We start from the raw sequence: 19,261 nt of genomic DNA on the forward strand, positions 1-19,261 counted from the left end.
GCAACCCGCCGCGTAGCCCGGATGGAGCGAAGCGCAATCCGGGCTACCGATTATTCAAGCAGCGTCGTGAGCTGCGCGCCCTCATCCGCCACGAATACCGCGATCAACTCTGCCGGCTCGGTCGCGCTGGCATTGGAGGAGACCAGATGCGTCGAGCCCGGCGGCTCGAAGAAGGACTGGCCGACGCCAAACGTCTCGACCGGACCGCCGCCGAGCTGGGACCGGATCTCGCCCTTGGTGATGTAGGCGGTGACGGATCCAGAGTGACGATGCGGACGTGAAAATCCGCCCGGGCCGTAGAACACGCGCACGATGGTGACGCGCTTGCCAGGCACGTTTGGCAATGCGTAGGAGCCGATCGGCTCGACCTTGTCGAGCGGCGAACCCTCCGCAGCTGTGGCGCAGAGCGGCGCCAGCGCACCTGACACACTGTCGATCGTCACCGGCAGCACCTTGCCGATCGCTAGCGCGCAGGCGAGCCCGCCCAGGACGGCGATCGCCATCGACCGCGACGGCATCGGGCGCTGCGCAGCGGTGAAACTCATTGCTGTCACGTTGACCTCCCTGCGTTGCAATCAGGATGCCGCAGCATTCGCCGCGGCCGGCCGCTTGGCCGGCGTCCAGCGATACGCCGCGCCAAACCGGTTCCAGACATTGATCGAGGCGACCGCCGAGGTCAGGTAGGTCAGCTCGGTTTCGGAGAACTCGCGCGTTGCCTCCGAATAAACCTCCTCGCTGACGCCACCGGGTAGCAGTGTCAGGGCTTCCGCCCAGGCCAGCGCCGCGCGCTCACGCGCGGAAAAGACCGGCGCCTCGCGCCAGACCGCGACCAGATGGAGCTTATCGACGGGAACGCCGATCCGTTCCGACAGCAGGACGTGGTGCTGCACGCAGAAGGCGCAGCCGTTGATCTGCGAGGCGCGCAGCTTGACGAGCTCGATGAGCTGCTTGTCGAGGCCAGCCTTGGTTGCAAGCTGACCGAGCGCCAGAACCACCTCATAGACGTCGGGCGCGATCTTCTTGAAATCCTCGTATTCGCTGCGGGCGTGTGACATTGCGGTGCACCTCGTATTAATATAAGTGTACTTATATCTTATAAGAGCTCTGATATGTCGCGCAAGACCGCTGCCATCACAAGATCGAAAATCGCCGGCAAGGCGGCTGCCGACGACGCCGTACGTATTCCTGCGCCCGGAGAAGGCAAGCGCGGCGAGCAAGGCTATCTCGGCTATCTCCTGCGACAGGCCCATGCCGCTGTCCGCCTGACCATGGAGCGCACCCTCGCCGACCTCGGCGTGACATCGCCGCAATTCGCGGTGCTGACGATGCTGAACGCCTATCCGGGCCTGTCCGGCGCCGACGTCGCCCGCCTCACCTTCCTGACGCCCCAGACCGTCGGTGTCATCATTCGCAATCTCGAACGCGACGGCGCAATTCTGATGACGCCGCATCCCGTCCACGGCCGCATTCAGCAATGGGCGCTGACGCCGCGCGGTGCGACGCTGTTAAAGGCGTGCAGGGAGCGTGTGATCGCGCTGGAGAAGCGGCTGGCGAAAGGCTTGGACAGCAGGGACGAAACTGCGATCCGGCGGTGGCTAGCTGGCATCGCAGCTGACTTGAAGGAGGACTAGGCGGGCTTCCGCCCCTCGTGCCCAAAAGGGGATGCTACCCGCCCTTCAGTGCATCCTTGACCTCACCATCGGGCCAGCTCTCGCCCGCTGCGATCACCCGCACGCGGCTGAGGTCAGTGTCATTCACCAGCACATGCGAACTCACCCGGTCGCCGCTCGGCTCCAGGTGCAGATCGGTTTCGGGCTTCCAGCTCAGCGTCGTCGCGAGATCGCCGGGAAATATCTGCCATTGCGATCCGTCGTCGAGTTCGACGACATGGCTTTCCGCATGCGCGTATATCTTCATTCCACCCCTAATCTCGATGAACAGAATGGGCCCCGGCGCTCCCGCCGGGGCCCTGCTCTATCAATCGTTGTCGTGATGAATCACGGTCTTTTCGCGATTGCCGAATTCATCTTCCTTCTTGATCACGGTGGTGCGGTCGGCGGGCTCGCGCTCTTTAATGACCGTGGTACGGTCGCGATCGCGGTCTCGCTCGCGATATTCATGGGACTGACCTACCGTCACGCCCGCGCCGACCGGGCCGACGTGAACGCCGACCTCGTCCGCGAACGCAGGCGCTGCGATGGCCGTGACCATGGCAGCAGCAAACAGATATTTCCTCATCTTGTCCTCCTCAGTGGTGCGGGGGGAATGCGGGACTGCGACAGTTTGTTCCGACGGAATGCCTGATCCGGTCACGCAGAACTAGCCGCCCAGTTGTTCCAGGAACCGGCGCACACAGGCCATGTTTCGGGCTAGAATGTGCCCATGAAACACGCTGATTCCTCGCTCCATCCGACGCGCCGCGCCCTGCTCCAATCCACGCTCGGTGCAGCCGCTGTGCTCGCACTTCCGACACGCGTCCTCGCCGCACCTCCAGGCTTCGACGAATGGCGCGAAGCCTTTCGCGCACGTGCGATGGCGAAGGGCATTTCGCCTGCGGCCTGGCAGCGCGCAATGGCGCGGGTCGAACCCGACATGAGCGTGTTCAAGCAGATGCGCAGCCAGCCCGAATTCCACGAGCAGGTCTGGCAATACATCAACCGCCGCGTTTCCGATTGGCGTATCATCAACGGCAAGACCGCCCTGAAGAACAACGAGGCGCTGCTCGCGCGCATCGAGCGCGATTTCGGCGTCGAGCGTGGCACGCTGCTGGCGCTGTGGGGCGTCGAGTCCGCCTATGGCGATCCCTTGGTGCAGCAGAACCACATGACGCCGGTGTTTCCCTCGCTGGCCGCGCTCGCCTGGAACGAGCCGCGCCGGAAGGCCTATTGGGAGACCGAACTGATCAACGCGCTGCGCATCGTCGACAAGGGCTGGAGCACGCCGGAGCAGATGCAGGGATCCTGGGCCGGCGCGATGGGGCATTCGCAATGGATGCCGGAAGTCTGGCTCAATGTCGGCATCGACTATGACGGCGACGGCAAGGTGTCGCCATTCGGCAAGCCCGACGACGCGCTGGGCTCGACCGCCAAATATCTCGTCAATCGCGGCAAATGGCATCGCGGCGAGCATTGGGGCTATGAGGTGCGCGCGGCCGGCAATATGAGCGGCAGCCGTACCTATGCGGCATGGCAGGCGGCCGGCGTCACCCGCGCCGACGGCCAGCCGTTCCCGCAACCGAATGCATCCGCTCAGATGTGGACGCCGGTCGCGGGCGGACCGACGTTTCTGCTGGGACCGAACTTCTACTCGGTGAAGAGTTACAATCCGTCGATGAACTATGCGCTGGCGATCTGCCATCTCGGCGACCGCTGTCTCGGGGCGCCGCCATTCATTCAACCCTTCCCCGGCTCGGAGCGCGCACTGACGCTGGCCGAGGTGCAGGAGATGCAGACGCGTCTGACCAAGGCCGGCTTCGACACCGGCGGCACCGACGGCCGTGTCGGCAACGACACCATGAAGGCGATCAAGGATTTCCAGCAGCGCGCGGGCATCACACCGGCGGACGGCTATGGCGGGCTGAAGGTGCTGGCCAAGCTGCGGCAGGGGTCGTAGGCGACCTCAGTGCCGGTACTGCGGCTCCTCGGCATCGAGCTGCCGCCGGATCGCGGCGAGATGCAGCCGCGCGGATTCGGAATCGCCCTCACGCATCTGCCTGTAGGTTTCGGCCGCAATCGCGGGATCCACGGGCAGCACCTTTCGTCCCGTCGACATCGCCAGCACCTGCACCTCGGCGGCGCGTTCGAGGTAGTAGAGATCGTCCCAGGCCTCCGCGATGGTCGGCGCCAGCACCATCACGCCGTGATGCTTCATGAAGATGATGTCGGCATCGCCGACGGCGGACGCGATGCGCGCGCCTTCCTGGTTGTCAAGCGCAAGGCCGTTGTAGTCGCGATCGACCGCGGTGCGGCCATAGAACTTCAGCGCGGTCTGGCCGGCCCAGATCAAGGGGTCGCCTTCGGTCATCGACAGCGCCGTGGCGAATGGCATGTGGGTGTGGAAGGCGACTTTCGCGCGCGGCAGGCGCTTGTGCATCTCGGCGTGGATGTAGAACGCGGTCGCCTCGGGCACGCCCTCGCCATCGAGCACGTTGCCGTGAAAGTCGCAGATCAGCAGCTTCGACGCGGTCAGCTGGCGAAAGGCGTAGCCGTAGGGGTTGACGAGGAACATTTCGTCATGGCCTGGCACGACGGCTGAGAAGTGGTTGCAGATGCCTTCTTCGAAGCCATTGCGCGCCGCCATGCGGAAGCAGGCGGCAAGGTCCTCGCGCGCAGTGCGGATCGCATCGGTCGCAAGGTCCGGCCGGTTCGAGCGGAATGGCGCTGATGCGGGGGAGGAAGCGTGAAGGCTGTGCGCCATGGCGAAGGACACCTCTGTCGGTCGAGAGCTGCTCGCGTTGTACAGGGGCTACGCCTGCGCGTCAGCCCCTGCGCGTGCCGCCCTGCCCTGCGCGGCTCACGCCCGCCGCGGCACGCCGCCTGCGTTCATGCCGCCGTCGATGACGAGCTCGCTGCCGGTGACGTAGCGCGAGGCATCAGAGGCCAGATACAGCACGCCGGAGGCGATCTCTGCGGCCTCGCCGGCGCGGCCGAGCGGCGTGACGACCTTCGCCCGCTCCTCCGGATCGATCGGCGCGTTCTGGCCGGCGCCGGTTGCGCCCGTCGGGATCTTGCCCCAGATCGGCGTATCGATGATGCCGGGATGAACCGAGTTGACGCGGATGCCGTCGCCCGCCGCCGCGCATTCCATCGCGATCGACTTGGCGAACAGCCGCACGCCGCCCTTGGTCGCCGAATAGGCCGACAGCCCGGGCGAGCCGCGCAAGCCCGCCAGCGACGACATCATGACGATCGAGCCGCTGCCATGCTTGCGCATCAGCGGCAGGCAATGCTTGACCGAGAGAAAGACGCCGTCGAGGTTGATCGCGTTCTGCTTGCGCCAGTCGGACAGCGTCATGTCGACGATCGAAGGCACGGCAATGCCGATACCGGCGTTGGAGACCATGATGTCGAGCCGGCCGTAGCGCTTGGCGACCTCGGTGACGATCTCGATCCAGCGCTCCTCGCTGGTGACGTCCTGCTCCAGGAAGATCGCCTTGCCGCCCGCTTTTGTCACTCGCTTGGCGAGTTCGGGCCCGCGCAGCTCATCGATGTCGGTGATGACGACGGTGGCGCCCTCGCGCGCGAATAGCTCGACGATGGCTTCGCCGATACCCGAGGCCCCGCCCGTCACCAGCGCGACCTTGCCCTCAACCTGCCCTGCCATGTTCACTCCCTTTCTTTTTGTTGTTTGAGCGCATCATTTTTTTTCGCATGATCTCCGCGCAAACGCGTTCCGCGTTTGTCGCGTCGGATCTTGCGTTATCTAATCACGGATGGCCCCTGGTCGGGTAGCGCGACGTCGATGACGCGGAATTGCACGCGTTCGGTGCCCTGATAGCGATCGACCGAGAGCGAGCCCGCGACATGCAGTTGCTGGCCGCGATTGGCCAGAAGCGCATTACCGAGCTTCTGACCGACCGAGCGGAACGCGATGCCGTTGACGATGGCGCCGTCGCCTGACTTGAAGCGCAGACGCAGATGCGCCTGCCCGACCTCGTCGGCAAAGACGAGCTGATGCGCCGGCAGCGCCAGCACAGCTTCCGGATTGCCGCTGCCGAAGGGACCGGCACGGTTCAGCGTCGCCGCGAGCTCCGTCGTCACCGCACGCGCGGACACCGCGCCGTCGATATAAAGCTCGTTGACGTGGCGCGCCTCGGCGACGTCCTGCGCCAGCGCGTTCTCGAGATAGGCGCGGAATTCGGCGAGCTTCTCCTTCCGCAACGTCACACCCGCGGCCATCGCGTGCCCGCCGCCCTTGAGCAAAATGCCATCAGTGACCGCCTGTCGCACGGCTTTGCCGATATCGACCCCGGCAATCGAGCGGCCCGATCCGGTGCCGATGCCGCCGGGCTCCAGCGCGATGGCAAAAGCCGGCCGCGAAAACTTCTCCTTCAGGCGGGAGGCAACGAGGCCGACGACGCCGGGGTGCCAGCCTTCGGACGCCGTGACGATCACCCCGAGCTTGTCCTCGAGCCCGATCGAGGCCAGAGCCTCGGCTTCGGCCTGCGCTTCGGCCGCCTGCTCGATGACGCGGCGCTCGCCGTTGAGGCGGTCGAGCTCGGCGGCGATCCGCGCGGCCTCGACGCCGTCGCCTTCCAGCAGCAGCCGCACGCCGAGATCGGCGCGGCCGATGCGGCCGCCGGCATTGATGCGAGGCCCCAGCATGAAGCCGAGATGCCAAGCCTCCGGCGGCCCGTTGAGCCGCGCCACGTCCATCAGCGCGGTATGACCGACATGGTCGCGGCGCCGCATCGCGATCAGCCCCTTGGCGACGAAGGCGCGGTTGAGGCCGATCAGCGGTGCCACATCCGCAACCGTGCCCAGCGCGACGTGGTGGAGCATGCCGAGCAGATCCGGCTCGGGCATCTCCGCGCTCCAGAACTCGCGCTGGCGCAGCTCGCGATTGACCGCCACCAGCGTCACCAGCACGAGGCCGACGGCGGCGAGATGGCCGAGGCCGGAGAGATCGTCGAGCCGGTTCGGATTGACGAGCGCGTCGACCTCCGGCAGCTCCGTGCCGGCCTGGTGATGATCGATTACGACCACGGACATGCCGAGCCGTTTCGCTTCAGCCAGCGGCTCGATGCTGGTGGTGCCGCAATCGACGGTGACGAGCAGCGTGGCACCCTTGGCCGCGAGCCCGCGAACCGCTTCGACGTTCGGGCCATAACCCTCAAAGATGCGGTCGGGAATGTGGATCAGCGGATCGAGCCCGCAATGGCGCAGATGCCAGGCCAGCAGTGCCGCCGAGGTGGCGCCGTCGACGTCGTAGTCACCGAAGATCGCGACCTTCTCGCCCCGCGCCGCGGCATCCGCGATCCGCTTGGCGGCCGCTTCCATCTCCGTCACCGTGAACGGGTCCGGCAAAAGCTTGCGGATGGTCGGATCGAGGAAGTCGGCGACCGCGTCGATATCGACCCCGCGCCCCGCCAGCACGCGCGCCAGCAGCTCCGGAAGCTGGTGCCGCTGCACGATGGCAAGCGCCTTGGCCGCCCCGCGCGCGTCGAGCCGGTCGCGCCAGAGCTTGTCGGTGAGCGAGCGCGCGACGCCCAGGAACGCCTGGGGCGCTTCGACGGGCAAGGCGGTGGCAGGCGGCGTCATGATTCGAGAGCGATCTTTGGGAACTCGGGACCCCGGACGAACACGCAGGGCGTCCGGTCACTGGCGGATTGGCCGGGAATCCGCCGAACTTTGCAACGGCAGCGGCCCACAAAGCGGTGGATGGCTCCCCGACAGGGGCGGAGTGACTATCATTTGGGCATTCCGCCGAACAGCAAATTAAGCAGGCGTTAGGCGGAATCTTCGAAAAAGACTTGTATTCGATCTGTAATTTGATGTTCCGGGTTCGTTGCAGATCAGACCTCATTGCCAAGGGAAATCCCCCGATGTCTGCTGCGCTGGGTCTGAAAGCCAAGCCGATCGCCACCGAACCCGCTGACGATGATTCCGACATCTCCGCGCTGATCAACCGCCTGACCGCGGAGGTCAACCAGATCGCGGTCGACAAGACCAAGTCGATCCAGCAGATCACCAACCAGATGAAGATGCTGGCGCTGAACGCACTGATCGAAAGCTCGCGCGCCGGCGCGCAAGGCGCGGGCTTTGCGGTGGTGGCCCAGGAGGTGCGCGGCGTCGGCCAACAGGTCGAGACCATCGCACGCGAGCTCGAAAGCCAGCTGACGAAGCGCACCGGCGATCTCGTCTCCTCGATCGAGCGCATGAGCCAGCGTTCGCGCGGCGAGCGCATGATGGACTTGTCCCTGAACGCAATCGAGCTGATCGACCGCAACCTCTATGAACGCACCTGCGACGTGCGCTGGTGGGCGACCGATTCCGCCGTGGTCGATTGCGCGGCCTCCCCCAGCGCGGCGGCCGTCTCGCATGCCTCGCAGCGCCTCGGCGTGATCCTCGGGGCCTACACCGTCTATCTCGACCTCTGGCTCTGCGATCTCGACGGCAATGTCATCGCCAACGGCCGGGCCGACCGCTTCCGCGCCGTCGGCCAGAATGTCGCCCACACCAAATGGTTTCGCGAGGCGCGCAGCTTGCGCTCCGGTGACGACTACGTGGCCGGCGATGTCGAGAACCAGCCGCTGCTCGGCAACGCGCAGGTTGCGACCTATTGCGCCAGCGTCCGCGCCGGCGGCCAGGCCAACGGCGCCCCGATCGGCGTGCTCGCCATCCATTTCGACTGGGAGCCGCAGGCCCGCGCCATCGTCCAGGGCGTGCGCATCGGCGACAGCGACAGGGCCCGCGTGCTGCTGGTCGATTCGAATTTGCGCGTCATCGCGGCGTCCGACGGCCAGGGCATCCTCAGCGAGCGCATCTCGATCTCGCTGAACGGCCAGCGTTCCGGCTTCTATCACGACCGCAACGGTTCGCTGGTCGCCTTTCATGCGACGCCGGGCTACGAGACCTATCGGGGCCTGGGCTGGTACGGCGTGATCATCTGCGGGGCCTGAGGCGCCCCGCAGAATCGAACGAGGAGCCCCGCTCTGATCAAAACTCGCGAAACAACCCCATGCACAGTAGCCAGAGGGTTGGTTTCATTGAGTTTTTGTCAGAGATGTTCATTTCCTGTTTTTTCGGTTACGCCGAAATGGCTTGACACGTCGGGCAAAACATTGGCAATCTGTGATCATCGCAGGCCGTGTTCGCCCACGAGCGAATGGCCCTTGCCGGTTTGTGACATCGCCCCCGGCTTCTGAAGCATTTTCCGACAAGCCGCGCTCGTTACAGGCAAGAGCCTCACGCCATTGGTCGAGTAGGGTCGCTTCGCATCACGTCATTGACGTGAGAGCGCGAGCCGGCATTGGTCTTGGATCATCTCGCGCTTGGTAAAATACCGAGGAGACATGCCATGAAGATTGTCGTGATCGGCGGAACAGGGTTGATCGGATCCAAGCTCGTGGCGAGGCTCAAACAGCAAGGCCACGAGGCTGTGGCGGCCTCGCCGAAATCAGGCGTGAATGCCGTGACCGGGGAAGGCCTCGCTGCGGCATTGGCGGGCGCGGATGTCGTCGTCGATGTCGCCAACGCGCCGTCCTGGGAGCCCGCCGCCGTGCTCGAATTCTTCGAGCGTTCGAGCCAAAACCTCGCCGCGACCGAGGCGGCTGCGGGTGTGAAGCATCATGTGGCGCTTTCGATCGTGGGTACCGAGCGCTCGCCCGACATCGCCTATTTTCGTGCCAAGCTTGCGCAGGAGACCATCGTCAAGGCCTCTCCGGTCCCTTACTCGATCGTCCGCGCCACCCAGTTCTTCGAATTCCTCGGCGCCATCGCCGATATGGGTGCGACCGAGGGCCGGATCGTCGTTCCATCGGCGATGTTTCAGCCGATCGCGGGCGAGGACGTGGCCGACCGCCTCGCGGAGGTCGCAACAGGCCAGCCGCTCAACGGCACGATCGATATCGCAGGACCCGAGAAGGCTCCCTTCAATGAATTCGTCGCGCGACGTGTGAAGGCGTCCGGCGACGCCCGCCCGGTGGTGGGAGACCCCAAGGCACCGTACTATGGCGCCCCCATTGGCGACACATCGCTGATCCCGCTCGGCGAGGCACGGCTCGGGAAAACGCCGCTCGCAACATGGCTCGCGAGGCTCTGAAGACCCGCAAGTCCAGAAAATCACGACAGAAACGGCAATGAAGGGAATCCCATGCGCAGATTGCTGATCGCAATTGTGGTTTACACCGCCTCCGTCCTGGCGGCCCACGCAGCCGAGACGGCTGCGCCATCGGCCAAAGTGACCGTCGTGTTCGACCAGGCGCTGCCGAATGTCCCGGGCAAGAGCATGAAGGGCGTACTGGTCGAGTATGGTCCCGGAGGCTCCTCGCCGGCCCACATGCACCCGCCCTCCGCCTTCATCTACGCCACCGTCCTGGAAGGCGCGATCCGCAGTCAGGTCAATGACGGCCCCGCCAAGGTCTTTCACAAGGGAGAGAACTTCTCTGAAAAGCCCGGCGATCGCCATGCCGTCAGCGCCAATGCCAGCGACACCGAGCCGGCGAAGCTGCTGGCCGTGTTCGTGGTGGATACGGCCGATAAGGAGCTGGTGACACCCATCGCGAAGTAGTGCCGGATCAGCAGACAGCGGAGCTGGAACGAGACGCTGGCGTCAACCGGAGCTCCCTACGAAAGCGACCGGCGTACCTTTCGCGACACTGGCTGCCACGCGTTCGGCGTCCCAATTGGTGAGACGCACGCAGCCGTGGGACTCCGCTTTGGAGATCTTCTTCGGCGAAGGCGTGCCGTGAATGCCATAGCCCTCGGCGGAAAGGTTGATCCACACCGTGCCGACTGGATTGTTCGGACCGGGCTGGATGGTGAAAGGCTTGCGGGAGCGGACGTCCTTGAAGCGATAATCGGGATTGTAGCGATAGTGCGGATTGCGGCTGATCTCCGTGACTTTAAGCGTGCCCGAGGGCGACGGCTTCTCTTCGCTTCCGACCGTCGCTGGATAAAATCCGATCAGCGCATTCGACTTGTCGAACAGCTTCACCGTCTGTCGGCTCTTGTCGATCTCGACCCTGTCGGCTTTGGCAGGCGCAGCGCCTCCGCTCGCGGTATCCACGACGACGATGGTGTCGCCGGCCCGATCGAAGTGGCGCCCGGGGTTGAGCGCCGCCAACAACTCCTCGCCCATGTGAAACTTCTCGGCCAGTCCTTCGCGCGGACTCGTGAAGCCGAGCTTCGGGATGTCTTTCATCTCCTCCATCCTTGATGGAAGCTTGCTCAGGAAAGGACCCGCCACGTCCTGCTGGGTGATCGTGTATGTCATCGTTACCGGCCGGTCATCCGCCTGCAACGCCTTCCAGACGTCCTCCGACAAAGCGTCCGAACTCGGCAATTGCTGCGCTTCCGCATAGGCCCGTAGCGCCTTCCGGGCGTTCTCTCCGAACTTGCCGTCGATCTCGCCGGGCGAGAAATGCGCCCGGTCCAGGAGGACCTGCAGCCGGACGCCCGCCGGCGTCGGCTTCTCGTTCGAGAGAGTCTTGTTCGTTGGCTGAGCGGAATTGATGGCGGCGGCGTCCATCTCCGCGGCGAACGCCGGCGGGACCGCCAGAGCGAAGACCAGAAAGATGCAAATCTGCCCCGCTTTTCCGAGCGACATCGCCGAGCCCTTTTACGTTTCCAACGGTTCTGTGATCAATTCCCGGGCCGCGGCGGCGGCCAGCTTGCGGTACTGGTCTTCGTATTGCCTCGCCATCCGGCTCGCGGAGAAGCGCTCCTCGAAGCGAGCGCGCACCTTCCTTCGATCCAGCTTGCCCAACTCGCCGACGGCCTTGACGGCCTGCTCCTCGCTCTCGACGATGAAGCCGGTCAGGCCGTGTTCGACGACTTCGGGGACGGAGCCGGAGCGGTAGGCAATCACCGGGGTTCCGCACGCCATCGCTTCGATCATGACCAGCCCGAATGGCTCCGGCCAATCGATCGGAAACAGCAGCGCAGCGGCTTCGGCAAGGAAGGGCTGTTTCTTCGCGTCATCGACTTCACCAACAAGCCGGATGTTCTTGCCGTCGATGTTGGGCTCGATGTGCTTCCTGAAGTAGGCTGTCTCGGCGCGCGGGATCTTCGCGGCGATACGGAGGGGCATCTGGACTGCACGCGCGATGCGGATGGCGTCCTCCGGACCCTTGTCCGCGGTGAGACGCCCGAGAAACGCCAAATAGGATCCCGGTTCGTAGGACGGGCGAAACAAGTCGGACGGCAGCCCGTGCTGGATAGTTCCGATCCATTTCGCAACCGGAAGCGGCAGGCGCTGATGATCGGAAATCGACACGAAGCATGCTTTAGGGAATTGCCGAACCACGTCGGGTAGGCCAGGCAAGTCGAGGCGACCATGCATGGTCGTGAGGAACGGCACGCCAAGACGACTGAGCAACGGCAGGGACAGCCAGTCGATATGCGCGTGGATCACGTCGAACTCTCGCGCACGCCTCGCGATCGCCTCCATCAGCATCGCACTCGCCGCGGCCGGGTCCGCCCCCTTCCGCCCGAGACGCAGCGCGCGTGGCCAGACCGGATGAAGCTTGCCATTCGTCCTGGAGTCGCCGCTCGCAAACAGCGTGACCTCGTGGCCGAGTTCGACCAGCCCATCCACCAGCCAAGCCACGACCCGCTCGGTGCCGCCGTAGAGCTTCGGAGGGACGCTTTCGGCCAGGGGAGCAAGCTGAGCAATGCGCATGGGAGGCTACCCGTTAAACCGCCGCACGCACGATCAGCACGATCGCGGCGGACAGAAGGTTCGAAATCGCGAGAAGCGTCCAATTCGGCCTGGCACTTGTGGCCGCCGCCCGGCAGACGAGCCCTTCCATGAGCCTCAACATTCGTCGTCGGGAAGCCGATCGAGGTAGGCAATCCCGAATCCCGTGAGTTCTTCGGCATCGCTCTCGCGCGCTTCCCATCTCCCTTGCAGATGACGCTCGAGCAGGCAGCGACGACTATCCGCGGCATCGACGTGGGGACGCCGGGCGCGGTAAACGGACCAAGCAATATCCACCGCCGTTCGTAGCGGGTCGTCGTCGACCATGTTCCAGCTCCGAGATGGAGACGTTCATGGGACTGCAACTCGTTACGACGGCGGAAGTTTCCACTTTTTCCCGGAAGGGCTGAAACTGCGCGCGGCCGGCAGGCACAAGCAGGCGCCCTCCTCCTCATCTGAGGGAATCAAGCGACGCGACGAGCCGCCATCTCCGCCGCCAGCAGCAGCGCGGCGCGGCTCGCGCCGATCGATGCGACGCCCTGCCCTGCGATGTCGTAGGCGGTGCCGTGCGCGGGCGTGCAGATCGGGAATGGAAAGCCGCCGAGCAAGGTCACGCCGCGATCGAAGCCCATCAGCTTCATCGCGATCTGGCCCTGGTCGTGATACATCGTCAGCACCGCATCGAAGGCGCCGCCTTTGGCGCGCAGAAATATGGTATCGGCCGGGAACGGTCCCTCCGCGGCGATGCCCGCGCGCTGAGCGACCGCGACCACGGGCGCGATGATGTCGATCTCCTCGCGGCCGAAATTGCCGCCGTCGCCGGCATGCGGATTGAGACCAGCAACCGCAATGCGTGGCCGCGCGAAGCCGGCCTTACGCATGCATGAATCGGTCAGCTCGAGCGCGCGATGGATGCGTTCGCTGGACAGCCGCCCGGCGACGTCCTTGAGCGGGATGTGGGAAGTCACCCGCGCATTCCAGAGCCGGTCGAGCACGTTGAACTCGCTCGCGGGCGTCTTGAGACCGACCACCTCGGCCGAAAACGCGATCTCGTCATCGTATTCAGCACGGGCAAGCCGCATCGCCTGCTTGTTGAAAGGCGTGAAGCAGACGGCATCGGCCCGTCCGTCGCGGCCCAGTTCGAGTGCGTGCTTGTAATTCGCCAGGGCGAACTTTCCGCCGGCAAGGGTCGCAGTCTTCGGTTCGACCTCTCTGGGATCGAGATGGCCGAGGTCGACAAACAGCGTCTCGCCCGCCGCCGCGCGAAGGTCAGCCCCCTGCTCCACTGTCGTCAGCTCCGGCTTGACACCGGCAATGCGCGCGCCGTCGTCGAAGATGCGGCGGTCACCGATGACAACGAGCCGACTTTGGGCACGGATGTCGTCCTGCACCGCGAGCTTCGCCGTCAGCTCCGGGCTGATGCCGGCGGGATCTCCCATTGCCAATGCAATCAGCGGCTTTGCGGTCATATGATCACCTTCTCGTGGGCGGTCGTTTCGGTCGCAGGGGATGCGGGCTTGCGCCAGATCCGCGCGAGCTGCAACGCGAGCGGAAGCAGCAAAAGCGCAATGCCGGCCACGATCAGGCATGTCACCAGCTTGTTTGCAAAGAAAATCCCGAGCGATCCCTTGGACATCAGCATCGACTGCCGGAACGCATCCTCAGCCTTGTCGCCGATCACGATCGCGAGCACGAGCGGCGCCAGCGGATAGAACAGCTTCTTGAAGAGATAGCCGACGATCCCGAAGCCCAGCATCATCACGACGTCGAGATAGGAGTTCGACACCGAATAGGCGCCGACGACGCAGATGATCACGATCAGCGGCGCGATGACCACGAAGGGAATCCGCATCAAGGCGGCGAAGACCGGAACGGTCAGCAGCACCAGCGCGACGGCAACGATATTGCCGACATACATCGAGGCGATCAGGCCCCAGACAAAATCCTTCTGGTCGACGAACAGCATGGGCCCGGGATTGAGGCCCCAGATCATCAGCCCGCCCATCATGACGGCCGCGGTCGCCGAGCCGGGAATGCCGAGCGAGAGCATCGGCAGCAGCGCGCTGGTGCCGGCGGCATGATCGGCGGTCTCCGGCGAGATGATGCCTTCGACCTCCCCTGTGCCGAAATACCGGCCGCGACGCGAGAAGCGGCGGGCGATGCCGTAGCTCATGAAGGACGCCGCGGTCGGGCCACCCGGCGTGATCCCCATCCAACATCCGATCGCAGCGCTGCGCAGCAGCGCAACACCATGCCGCGGCAGGCGGCCGACCGCGCGAAACACCTCGCGCCAGTCGATCTTTGAGGACACCGCGCGGGCGTGAAACTCCTCCTCGACGGCAACCAGAAGCTCGCCGATGCCGAACAGGCCCATCACCGCGACGACGAAGTTCACGCCCTTGACCAGTTCGTCGATGCCCATGGTGAGGCGGACGCTGCCGGACACCGTGTCGATGCCGATCGCGGCGATCGCGAAGCCGATCGCCAGCGCCACGATCGTCTTGATCGGGGCCGCGCCGCCCATGCCGACGAAGCTGGCAAAGGCGAGGAAATAGACCGCAAAATACTCAGCCGGCCCGAAGGCGAGCGCGACCTGCGCGACCCAGGATGCGAGGAAGGTGATCAATATGACGCCGATCAGTGCACCGAACGCGGCCGAGCCGAAGGCGGTGGCGAGCGCCGTGGTCGGCCGGCCGTCGCGCGCCATCGGATAGCCGTCGAAGGTGGTTGCGACCGAGGACGGCTCACCCGGGATGTTGAACAGGATCGAGGTGACGGAGCCGCCGAACAGTGCGCCCCAATACATGCTAGAGAGCAGGATGATGGCCGACACCGGCTGCATGCCGAAGGTCAGCGGCAGCAGCAGCGACACCCCGTTCGGCGCGCCCAGCCCCGGCAGCACGCCGACGAGAATGCCGAGCAGCACGCCGACCACCATGAGGACGAGGTGCGGCACGGTGACCGCGATGGTGAAGCCGTGCCAGAGCTCCGAGAGATTCTCCATCGGCCCCTCCGTCAGAACCCGAGCGCCGCAGCGAGCGCGCCGTGCGGCAGGCTCACCTGGAACATGCGCTCGAACACGACATAGAGCGCGAGCGCGGTCGCTGCCGCCATGGCGAGCGCGCGCGGCACGGATTGGTGCCGGGGAATCGCAAGCACCGTGAAGACATAGAGCGAGGATGCGACGTACATCCCGGCGAGCGGGATCGCGGCGACGAAGATCGCAGCCGGCACGAACAGGCCGGCGAGACGGCGCAGCTCGACCGGCGTGATCGCGACGGGGACATTTGCGAGCGTCGCGGCCGGCAGCGCGCCCCGCGCGAGATTATAGAGGCTCCCGAGCACGATGATGATGCCGGTCAGGAATGGGAACGTGCCGGCTTCCACGCCTGCACTCGACCAGCCGATGCCATTGTCGAGGCTTGAGACGACGACGGTCACACCAAAACTGCCAGTGAGGATGGCGGTGGCAAGTTCAAGGGCGCGGCGGGAGATCATTCGGGGTTCCCGATGACGAGAAACAACAGGACGTCATTCACCAGCCTCGTCCTGAGTAGCGCGCCCTTGCGCGCGTCTTGAAGGACGGCCACAGGCGACATGGCGCCCGCGGCCATCCTTCGAGACGCCCGCTTCCGCGGGCTCCTCAGGATGAGGTTCTCGGATGCGATTGGCTTCATGGAAGCGATTAGCCCAAAAACAATTCAGCTCACTTCACCAGCCAGCCCTGCTCGCCCGCGACCTGCTTGACGTGCTCGAGGTCGTCCTTGATGAACTTGTCGAACTCGGCGCCGGTCAGGAACGTGTCGACCTGGGAGGTCTTCTCGATATAGTCCTTCCACTCCGGCGTCGCCTGCACCTTCTTCATGAGGTCGACATAGAACGCAGCCTGGTCCGTCGTGACCTTGCCGGGCAACCACACCGTGCGCGGCTGCTCATATTGCTTGATGTCGAGCCCTTGCTCGACGCAGGTCGGTACGTCGCTCCAGCCTTCGGTTGCGGTGACCTTCTGTCCCTGCGGCAGCCGCTTCGGACTGAAGACACAGAGCGGACGCTGCGTTCCGCCACGCCATTGCCCGAGGCTCTCGCTGGGATTGTTGACGTGGGACTCGAGGTGTCCGCCGGCGAGCTGGACGGCGGTCTCGGCGCCGCTCTTGAAGGGGATATAGGTCAGTTTGACCTTGCCGGCCTTCTCGATCATGCGCGTCAGCACCTCGTCGGTGTCCTTTGACTGCGCGCCGCCCATCTTGAATTCGCCCGATGCGGCGGCCTTCAGATAGTCGCCCGCCGTCTTGTAGGGCGCATCCTGCTTGACCCAGAGTAGGAACTCGTCCTGCGCCATCGCGGCGATCGGGGTGAGATCGGTGTAGTTGAAGGCGACCTTGGAGACGAGCGGCTGCTGCCAGGCGTTCGACGTCCCAAAGATCACCTTGTAGGGATCGCCGGCGGAGGCCTTGCCGTAGACGTAGCCCTCAGCGCCACTGCCGCCGCCCTTGTTGACGACGACGATCGGCTGCTCCGTCAGCTTGTGCTTGGTGATGATGTTCTGCACCGCGCGCGCGAGATTGTCAGTGCCGCCGCCCGGCCCGGCCGTGGCGATGAATTCGATCGGCTTTTGCGGTTGCCAGGCACTGAGCGCCGGCATCGTGCCCGCGAGCACGGTCGCGGCTGCGGAGAGCAGGAATATTGACGTCCGACCCATGATTTCCTCCAGCTGATTTGTCTTTTATGTTTTTGTCTTTGTTCTTGTCGTTTCGAAATCCGTTCAGGCGACGCGTTCCTCGCGTCTTCCTGAGGCCAGCACGATTGCACCTTCTTTTTCGAGCGCTTCGATCTGGCTCTGGTCGAACCCGTGCTCGGCCAAAACCTCGCCTGTGTGCTCACCATAGACGGGCGCCCCTGATCGCACTTTGCCTGGGGTCTCCGAAAACTTGACGGGAAGGCCGATCGTCTTAACCGGACCGAGGGTGGAATGCTCGACCTCGACGACCATCTCGCGCGCCAGCGTCTGCGGATCACTAAGTGCCTCCAGCATGTCATGCACGGGTCCGCACGGTACGCCCTTCTCGTCCAGCGCCGCGAGCCAGTGCGCCCGCGATTTGGTACGGAAGCGCTCGCCGAGGACCGCTTCGAGCTCCTTCAGGTGCGCCATGCGGTCGGCCCCGGTGACGAAGCGCGGATCGGCGGCGAGCTCGCTGGCGCCGAGCGCCTCCAGCATCAACAGCCAGTGCTTCTTGTTGGCGCCGCCGACCACGAGCCAGCCGTCCGAGGCCTCAAAGGCCTGATACGGCGCGTTGAGCGGATGGGCCGAGCCCATCGCGCGCGGCGCGGTGCCCGCGGCGAGCGCGATGGTCGATTGCCAATAGGTCTGCACCAGGGCGGCCTCATAAAGCGAGGTCTCGACCCATTGCCCTTCGCCGGTCTTGAGACGATGCGTATAGGCGGCGAGGATGCCCATGCTCGCGAGCAGACCGGCGGTGATGTCGGACAGCGGCGGGCCGCATTTGACGGGCGGACCGTCGGGACGTTCGCCGGTAAAGCTCATGATGCCGCTCATCGCCTGCGCGACGAGGTCAAAACCGCGGCGATGCTTGTAGGGACCGGTGCGGCCAAAGCCCGACAGCGAGCAGTAGATCAGCGCCGGGAATTCGGCGTGCAGATCCTCATAGCCGAAGCCGAGACGCTCCATCGCGCCGGGCGCAAAATTCTCGACCAGCACGTCGGCGCCCGCGATCAGCCGCCGCAGCACTTGCTTGCCGCCGTCGGTCTTCAGATCCAGCACGATGCCGCGCTTGTTGCGGTTCATCATCAGGAAGGACGCCGCCTCGTCGCCGATCTTCGGCGGCACCGAATGACGGGTATCGTCGCCGTTCGGCCATTTCTCGATCTTGATCACGTCGGCGCCCATGTCGGCGAGCATCAAGGTGCAGGTCGGCCCGGCCATGACATGGGTGAGATCGATGACCTTGAGGCCAGCCAGCGGTCCCGAACGGCGAGAGTTGGATTGCGATCGATCGCTTTGCATCGGCTGGTCCTATTGGCCGCGCCATTGCGGCGCGCGCTTATTGAGGAAAGCATCGAGCCCTTCGCGAAAATCCTGGCTCGTGTAGCACATCAGGATGAGGTCCTCGCCCTCGTCGCGCGTCAGCCGCCTTTGTAGGCGGGCCACGGCCTGCTTGGTCGCATTCAGCGTCAGGGGCGCATGGCTGGCGACGAGGCGAGCCACCTCGTCGGCGCGCCGATCGAGGGCCTGGAGATCGTCGACGACCTCGCCGAGCAGCCCCACGCTTGCAGCCTCCGCGGCGTCGACGAGGCGCGCGGTGAAGATGAGATCCTTGACGCGCGCGGCACCAATGAGCGCGGTGAGACGGCTGACATTGGACATCGACAGGCAGTTGCCGAGCGTTCGGGCGATGGGAAACCCGATTTTCGCGCTTGTCGTGCCGATGCGCAGGTCGCAGGAAGCGGCAATGCCCGCCCCGCCTCCGGTGCAGAATCCGTTGATCGCCGCGATGGTCGGCACCCGGCACTGTTCGAGCGTGGTCAGCACGCGATCGATCCGGTTCTCGTAATCGATCGCGTCCTGCGGCGTCCTGAATTCGCGGAACTGGTTGATGTCGGTGCCCGAGGCGAACGCCTTGTCGCCGGCCCCGCGCAGCACCAGCACCTTGATAGCGTGGTCGCGGTTGGCTTCCTCGCAGATCGCCGCGAGCCGCTCGTACATGGCGAAGGTGAAGGCGTTACGGGCCTGCGGGCGGTTGAAGGTGATCCGCCCGATGCCGTCCTTGCATTCAAAAAGAAGGTCTTCTGCCTCGACTTGCAGGTCCATTTCCTCGGCGTCCTCCTGTTTTTTACAATTTTTGAATGCAAAACATGAGATTTTCAAGCTGGAACTTGAAAATTT

Annotated in this window: 21 protein-coding genes; 5 read left to right on the top strand and 16 right to left on the bottom strand. The window is 64.7% G+C overall.

Annotated elements, in window-relative coordinates; genetic code table 11:
• Positions 1-50: 50 nt before the first annotated feature.
• Complete coding sequence (locus IVA81_RS30090) at positions 51-554, bottom strand: cupin domain-containing protein (protein WP_247324703.1); 504 nt, start codon at positions 552-554, stop codon at positions 51-53.
• A 21-nt stretch (positions 555-575) separates the two neighbouring features.
• Positions 576-1,055, bottom strand: a complete 480-nt coding sequence (locus IVA81_RS30095; RefSeq protein WP_247324705.1) for a carboxymuconolactone decarboxylase family protein — start codon at positions 1,053-1,055, stop codon at positions 576-578.
• A gap of 54 nt (positions 1,056-1,109) precedes the next feature.
• Here IVA81_RS30095 and IVA81_RS30100 point away from each other — a divergent pair, with 54 nt between their 5' ends.
• Positions 1,110-1,631, top strand: a complete 522-nt coding sequence (locus IVA81_RS30100) for a MarR family transcriptional regulator (protein ID WP_247324707.1) — start codon at positions 1,110-1,112, stop codon at positions 1,629-1,631.
• A gap of 34 nt (positions 1,632-1,665) precedes the next feature.
• Here IVA81_RS30100 and IVA81_RS30105 read toward each other — a convergent pair whose 3' ends face one another.
• Both IVA81_RS30105 and IVA81_RS30110 read right to left on the bottom strand, forming a co-directional pair.
• Positions 1,666-1,917: a hypothetical protein gene (locus tag IVA81_RS30105; protein WP_247324709.1), complete on the bottom strand. Its 252-nt coding sequence runs from the start codon at positions 1,915-1,917 to the stop codon at positions 1,666-1,668.
• Between the two features lie 60 nt (positions 1,918-1,977).
• On the bottom strand, positions 1,978-2,238 hold the full coding sequence (locus IVA81_RS30110; RefSeq protein WP_247324711.1) for a hypothetical protein: 261 nt from the start codon (positions 2,236-2,238) through the stop codon (positions 1,978-1,980).
• A 144-nt stretch (positions 2,239-2,382) separates the two neighbouring features.
• Between IVA81_RS30110 and IVA81_RS30115 the strand changes: the two genes are divergently transcribed.
• Positions 2,383-3,612, top strand: a complete 1,230-nt coding sequence (locus IVA81_RS30115; protein ID WP_247324713.1) for a lytic murein transglycosylase — start codon at positions 2,383-2,385, stop codon at positions 3,610-3,612.
• A gap of 6 nt (positions 3,613-3,618) precedes the next feature.
• Here IVA81_RS30115 and IVA81_RS30120 read toward each other — a convergent pair whose 3' ends face one another.
• From IVA81_RS30120 to recJ, 3 genes are all read right to left on the bottom strand, one after another.
• The gene (locus IVA81_RS30120; protein WP_247324715.1) at positions 3,619-4,416 is read right to left on the bottom strand and encodes an aldolase; all 798 of its coding nucleotides are present in this window, start codon (positions 4,414-4,416) and stop codon (positions 3,619-3,621) included.
• A gap of 96 nt (positions 4,417-4,512) precedes the next feature.
• Complete coding sequence (locus tag IVA81_RS30125) at positions 4,513-5,322, bottom strand: glucose 1-dehydrogenase (RefSeq protein WP_247324717.1); 810 nt, start codon at positions 5,320-5,322, stop codon at positions 4,513-4,515.
• Between the two features lie 95 nt (positions 5,323-5,417).
• Positions 5,418-7,259, bottom strand: a complete 1,842-nt coding sequence (gene recJ / locus IVA81_RS30130; protein ID WP_247324724.1) for a single-stranded-DNA-specific exonuclease RecJ — start codon at positions 7,257-7,259, stop codon at positions 5,418-5,420.
• A gap of 284 nt (positions 7,260-7,543) precedes the next feature.
• On the opposite strand from recJ, the gene IVA81_RS30135 reads away from it, so the two are divergent.
• The 3 genes from IVA81_RS30135 (at position 7,544) to IVA81_RS30145 (ending at position 10,230) form a co-directional block, all read left to right on the top strand.
• Positions 7,544-8,620, top strand: coding sequence for a methyl-accepting chemotaxis protein (locus IVA81_RS30135; RefSeq protein WP_247324725.1), 1,077 nt, complete (start codon positions 7,544-7,546; stop codon positions 8,618-8,620).
• Between the two features lie 398 nt (positions 8,621-9,018).
• A complete protein-coding gene (locus IVA81_RS30140) occupies positions 9,019-9,762 on the top strand; it encodes an SDR family oxidoreductase (protein WP_247324727.1) in 744 nt (247 codons plus the stop codon).
• 51 nt (positions 9,763-9,813) lie between these two features.
• On the top strand, positions 9,814-10,230 hold the full coding sequence (locus IVA81_RS30145) for a cupin domain-containing protein (protein ID WP_247324729.1): 417 nt from the start codon (positions 9,814-9,816) through the stop codon (positions 10,228-10,230).
• Between the two features lie 42 nt (positions 10,231-10,272).
• Here the strand turns inward: IVA81_RS30145 and IVA81_RS30150 are convergent, their stop codons facing one another.
• The 9 genes from IVA81_RS30150 to IVA81_RS30190 form a co-directional block, all read right to left on the bottom strand.
• A complete protein-coding gene (locus IVA81_RS30150) occupies positions 10,273-11,268 on the bottom strand; it encodes a L,D-transpeptidase family protein (protein WP_247324731.1) in 996 nt (331 codons plus the stop codon).
• 12 nt (positions 11,269-11,280) lie between these two features.
• A complete protein-coding gene (locus IVA81_RS30155) occupies positions 11,281-12,342 on the bottom strand; it encodes a glycosyltransferase family 4 protein (protein WP_247324732.1) in 1,062 nt (353 codons plus the stop codon).
• Between the two features lie 135 nt (positions 12,343-12,477).
• Positions 12,478-12,687, bottom strand: coding sequence for a hypothetical protein (locus IVA81_RS30160; RefSeq protein ID WP_247324735.1), 210 nt, complete (start codon positions 12,685-12,687; stop codon positions 12,478-12,480).
• Positions 12,688-12,824: 137 nt separating this feature from the next.
• The gene (locus IVA81_RS30165) at positions 12,825-13,829 is read right to left on the bottom strand and encodes a 4-hydroxythreonine-4-phosphate dehydrogenase PdxA (RefSeq protein WP_247324737.1); all 1,005 of its coding nucleotides are present in this window, start codon (positions 13,827-13,829) and stop codon (positions 12,825-12,827) included.
• Positions 13,826-15,364: a tripartite tricarboxylate transporter permease gene (locus IVA81_RS30170; protein ID WP_247324738.1), complete on the bottom strand. Its 1,539-nt coding sequence runs from the start codon at positions 15,362-15,364 to the stop codon at positions 13,826-13,828. Before IVA81_RS30170 ends, IVA81_RS30165 begins: the two co-directional genes overlap by 4 nt.
• Positions 15,365-15,375: 11 nt before the next feature.
• A complete protein-coding gene (locus tag IVA81_RS30175; RefSeq protein WP_247324740.1) occupies positions 15,376-15,858 on the bottom strand; it encodes a tripartite tricarboxylate transporter TctB family protein in 483 nt (160 codons plus the stop codon).
• Between the two features lie 208 nt (positions 15,859-16,066).
• Entirely contained in the window at positions 16,067-17,059 is a 993-nt protein-coding gene (locus IVA81_RS30180; RefSeq protein WP_247324741.1) for a tripartite tricarboxylate transporter substrate-binding protein, read from the bottom strand.
• A gap of 63 nt (positions 17,060-17,122) precedes the next feature.
• Positions 17,123-18,382 (bottom strand): CoA transferase, encoded by a 1,260-nt coding sequence (locus tag IVA81_RS30185; RefSeq protein ID WP_247324742.1) that lies wholly within the window; start codon positions 18,380-18,382, stop codon positions 17,123-17,125.
• A gap of 9 nt (positions 18,383-18,391) precedes the next feature.
• Positions 18,392-19,186, bottom strand: coding sequence for an enoyl-CoA hydratase/isomerase family protein (locus tag IVA81_RS30190; protein WP_247324743.1), 795 nt, complete (start codon positions 19,184-19,186; stop codon positions 18,392-18,394).
• Between the last annotated feature and the right edge of the window lie 75 nt (positions 19,187-19,261).

Source organism: Bradyrhizobium sp. 141 (assembly GCF_023074055.1).
Lineage (GTDB): Bacteria > Pseudomonadota > Alphaproteobacteria > Rhizobiales > Xanthobacteraceae > Bradyrhizobium.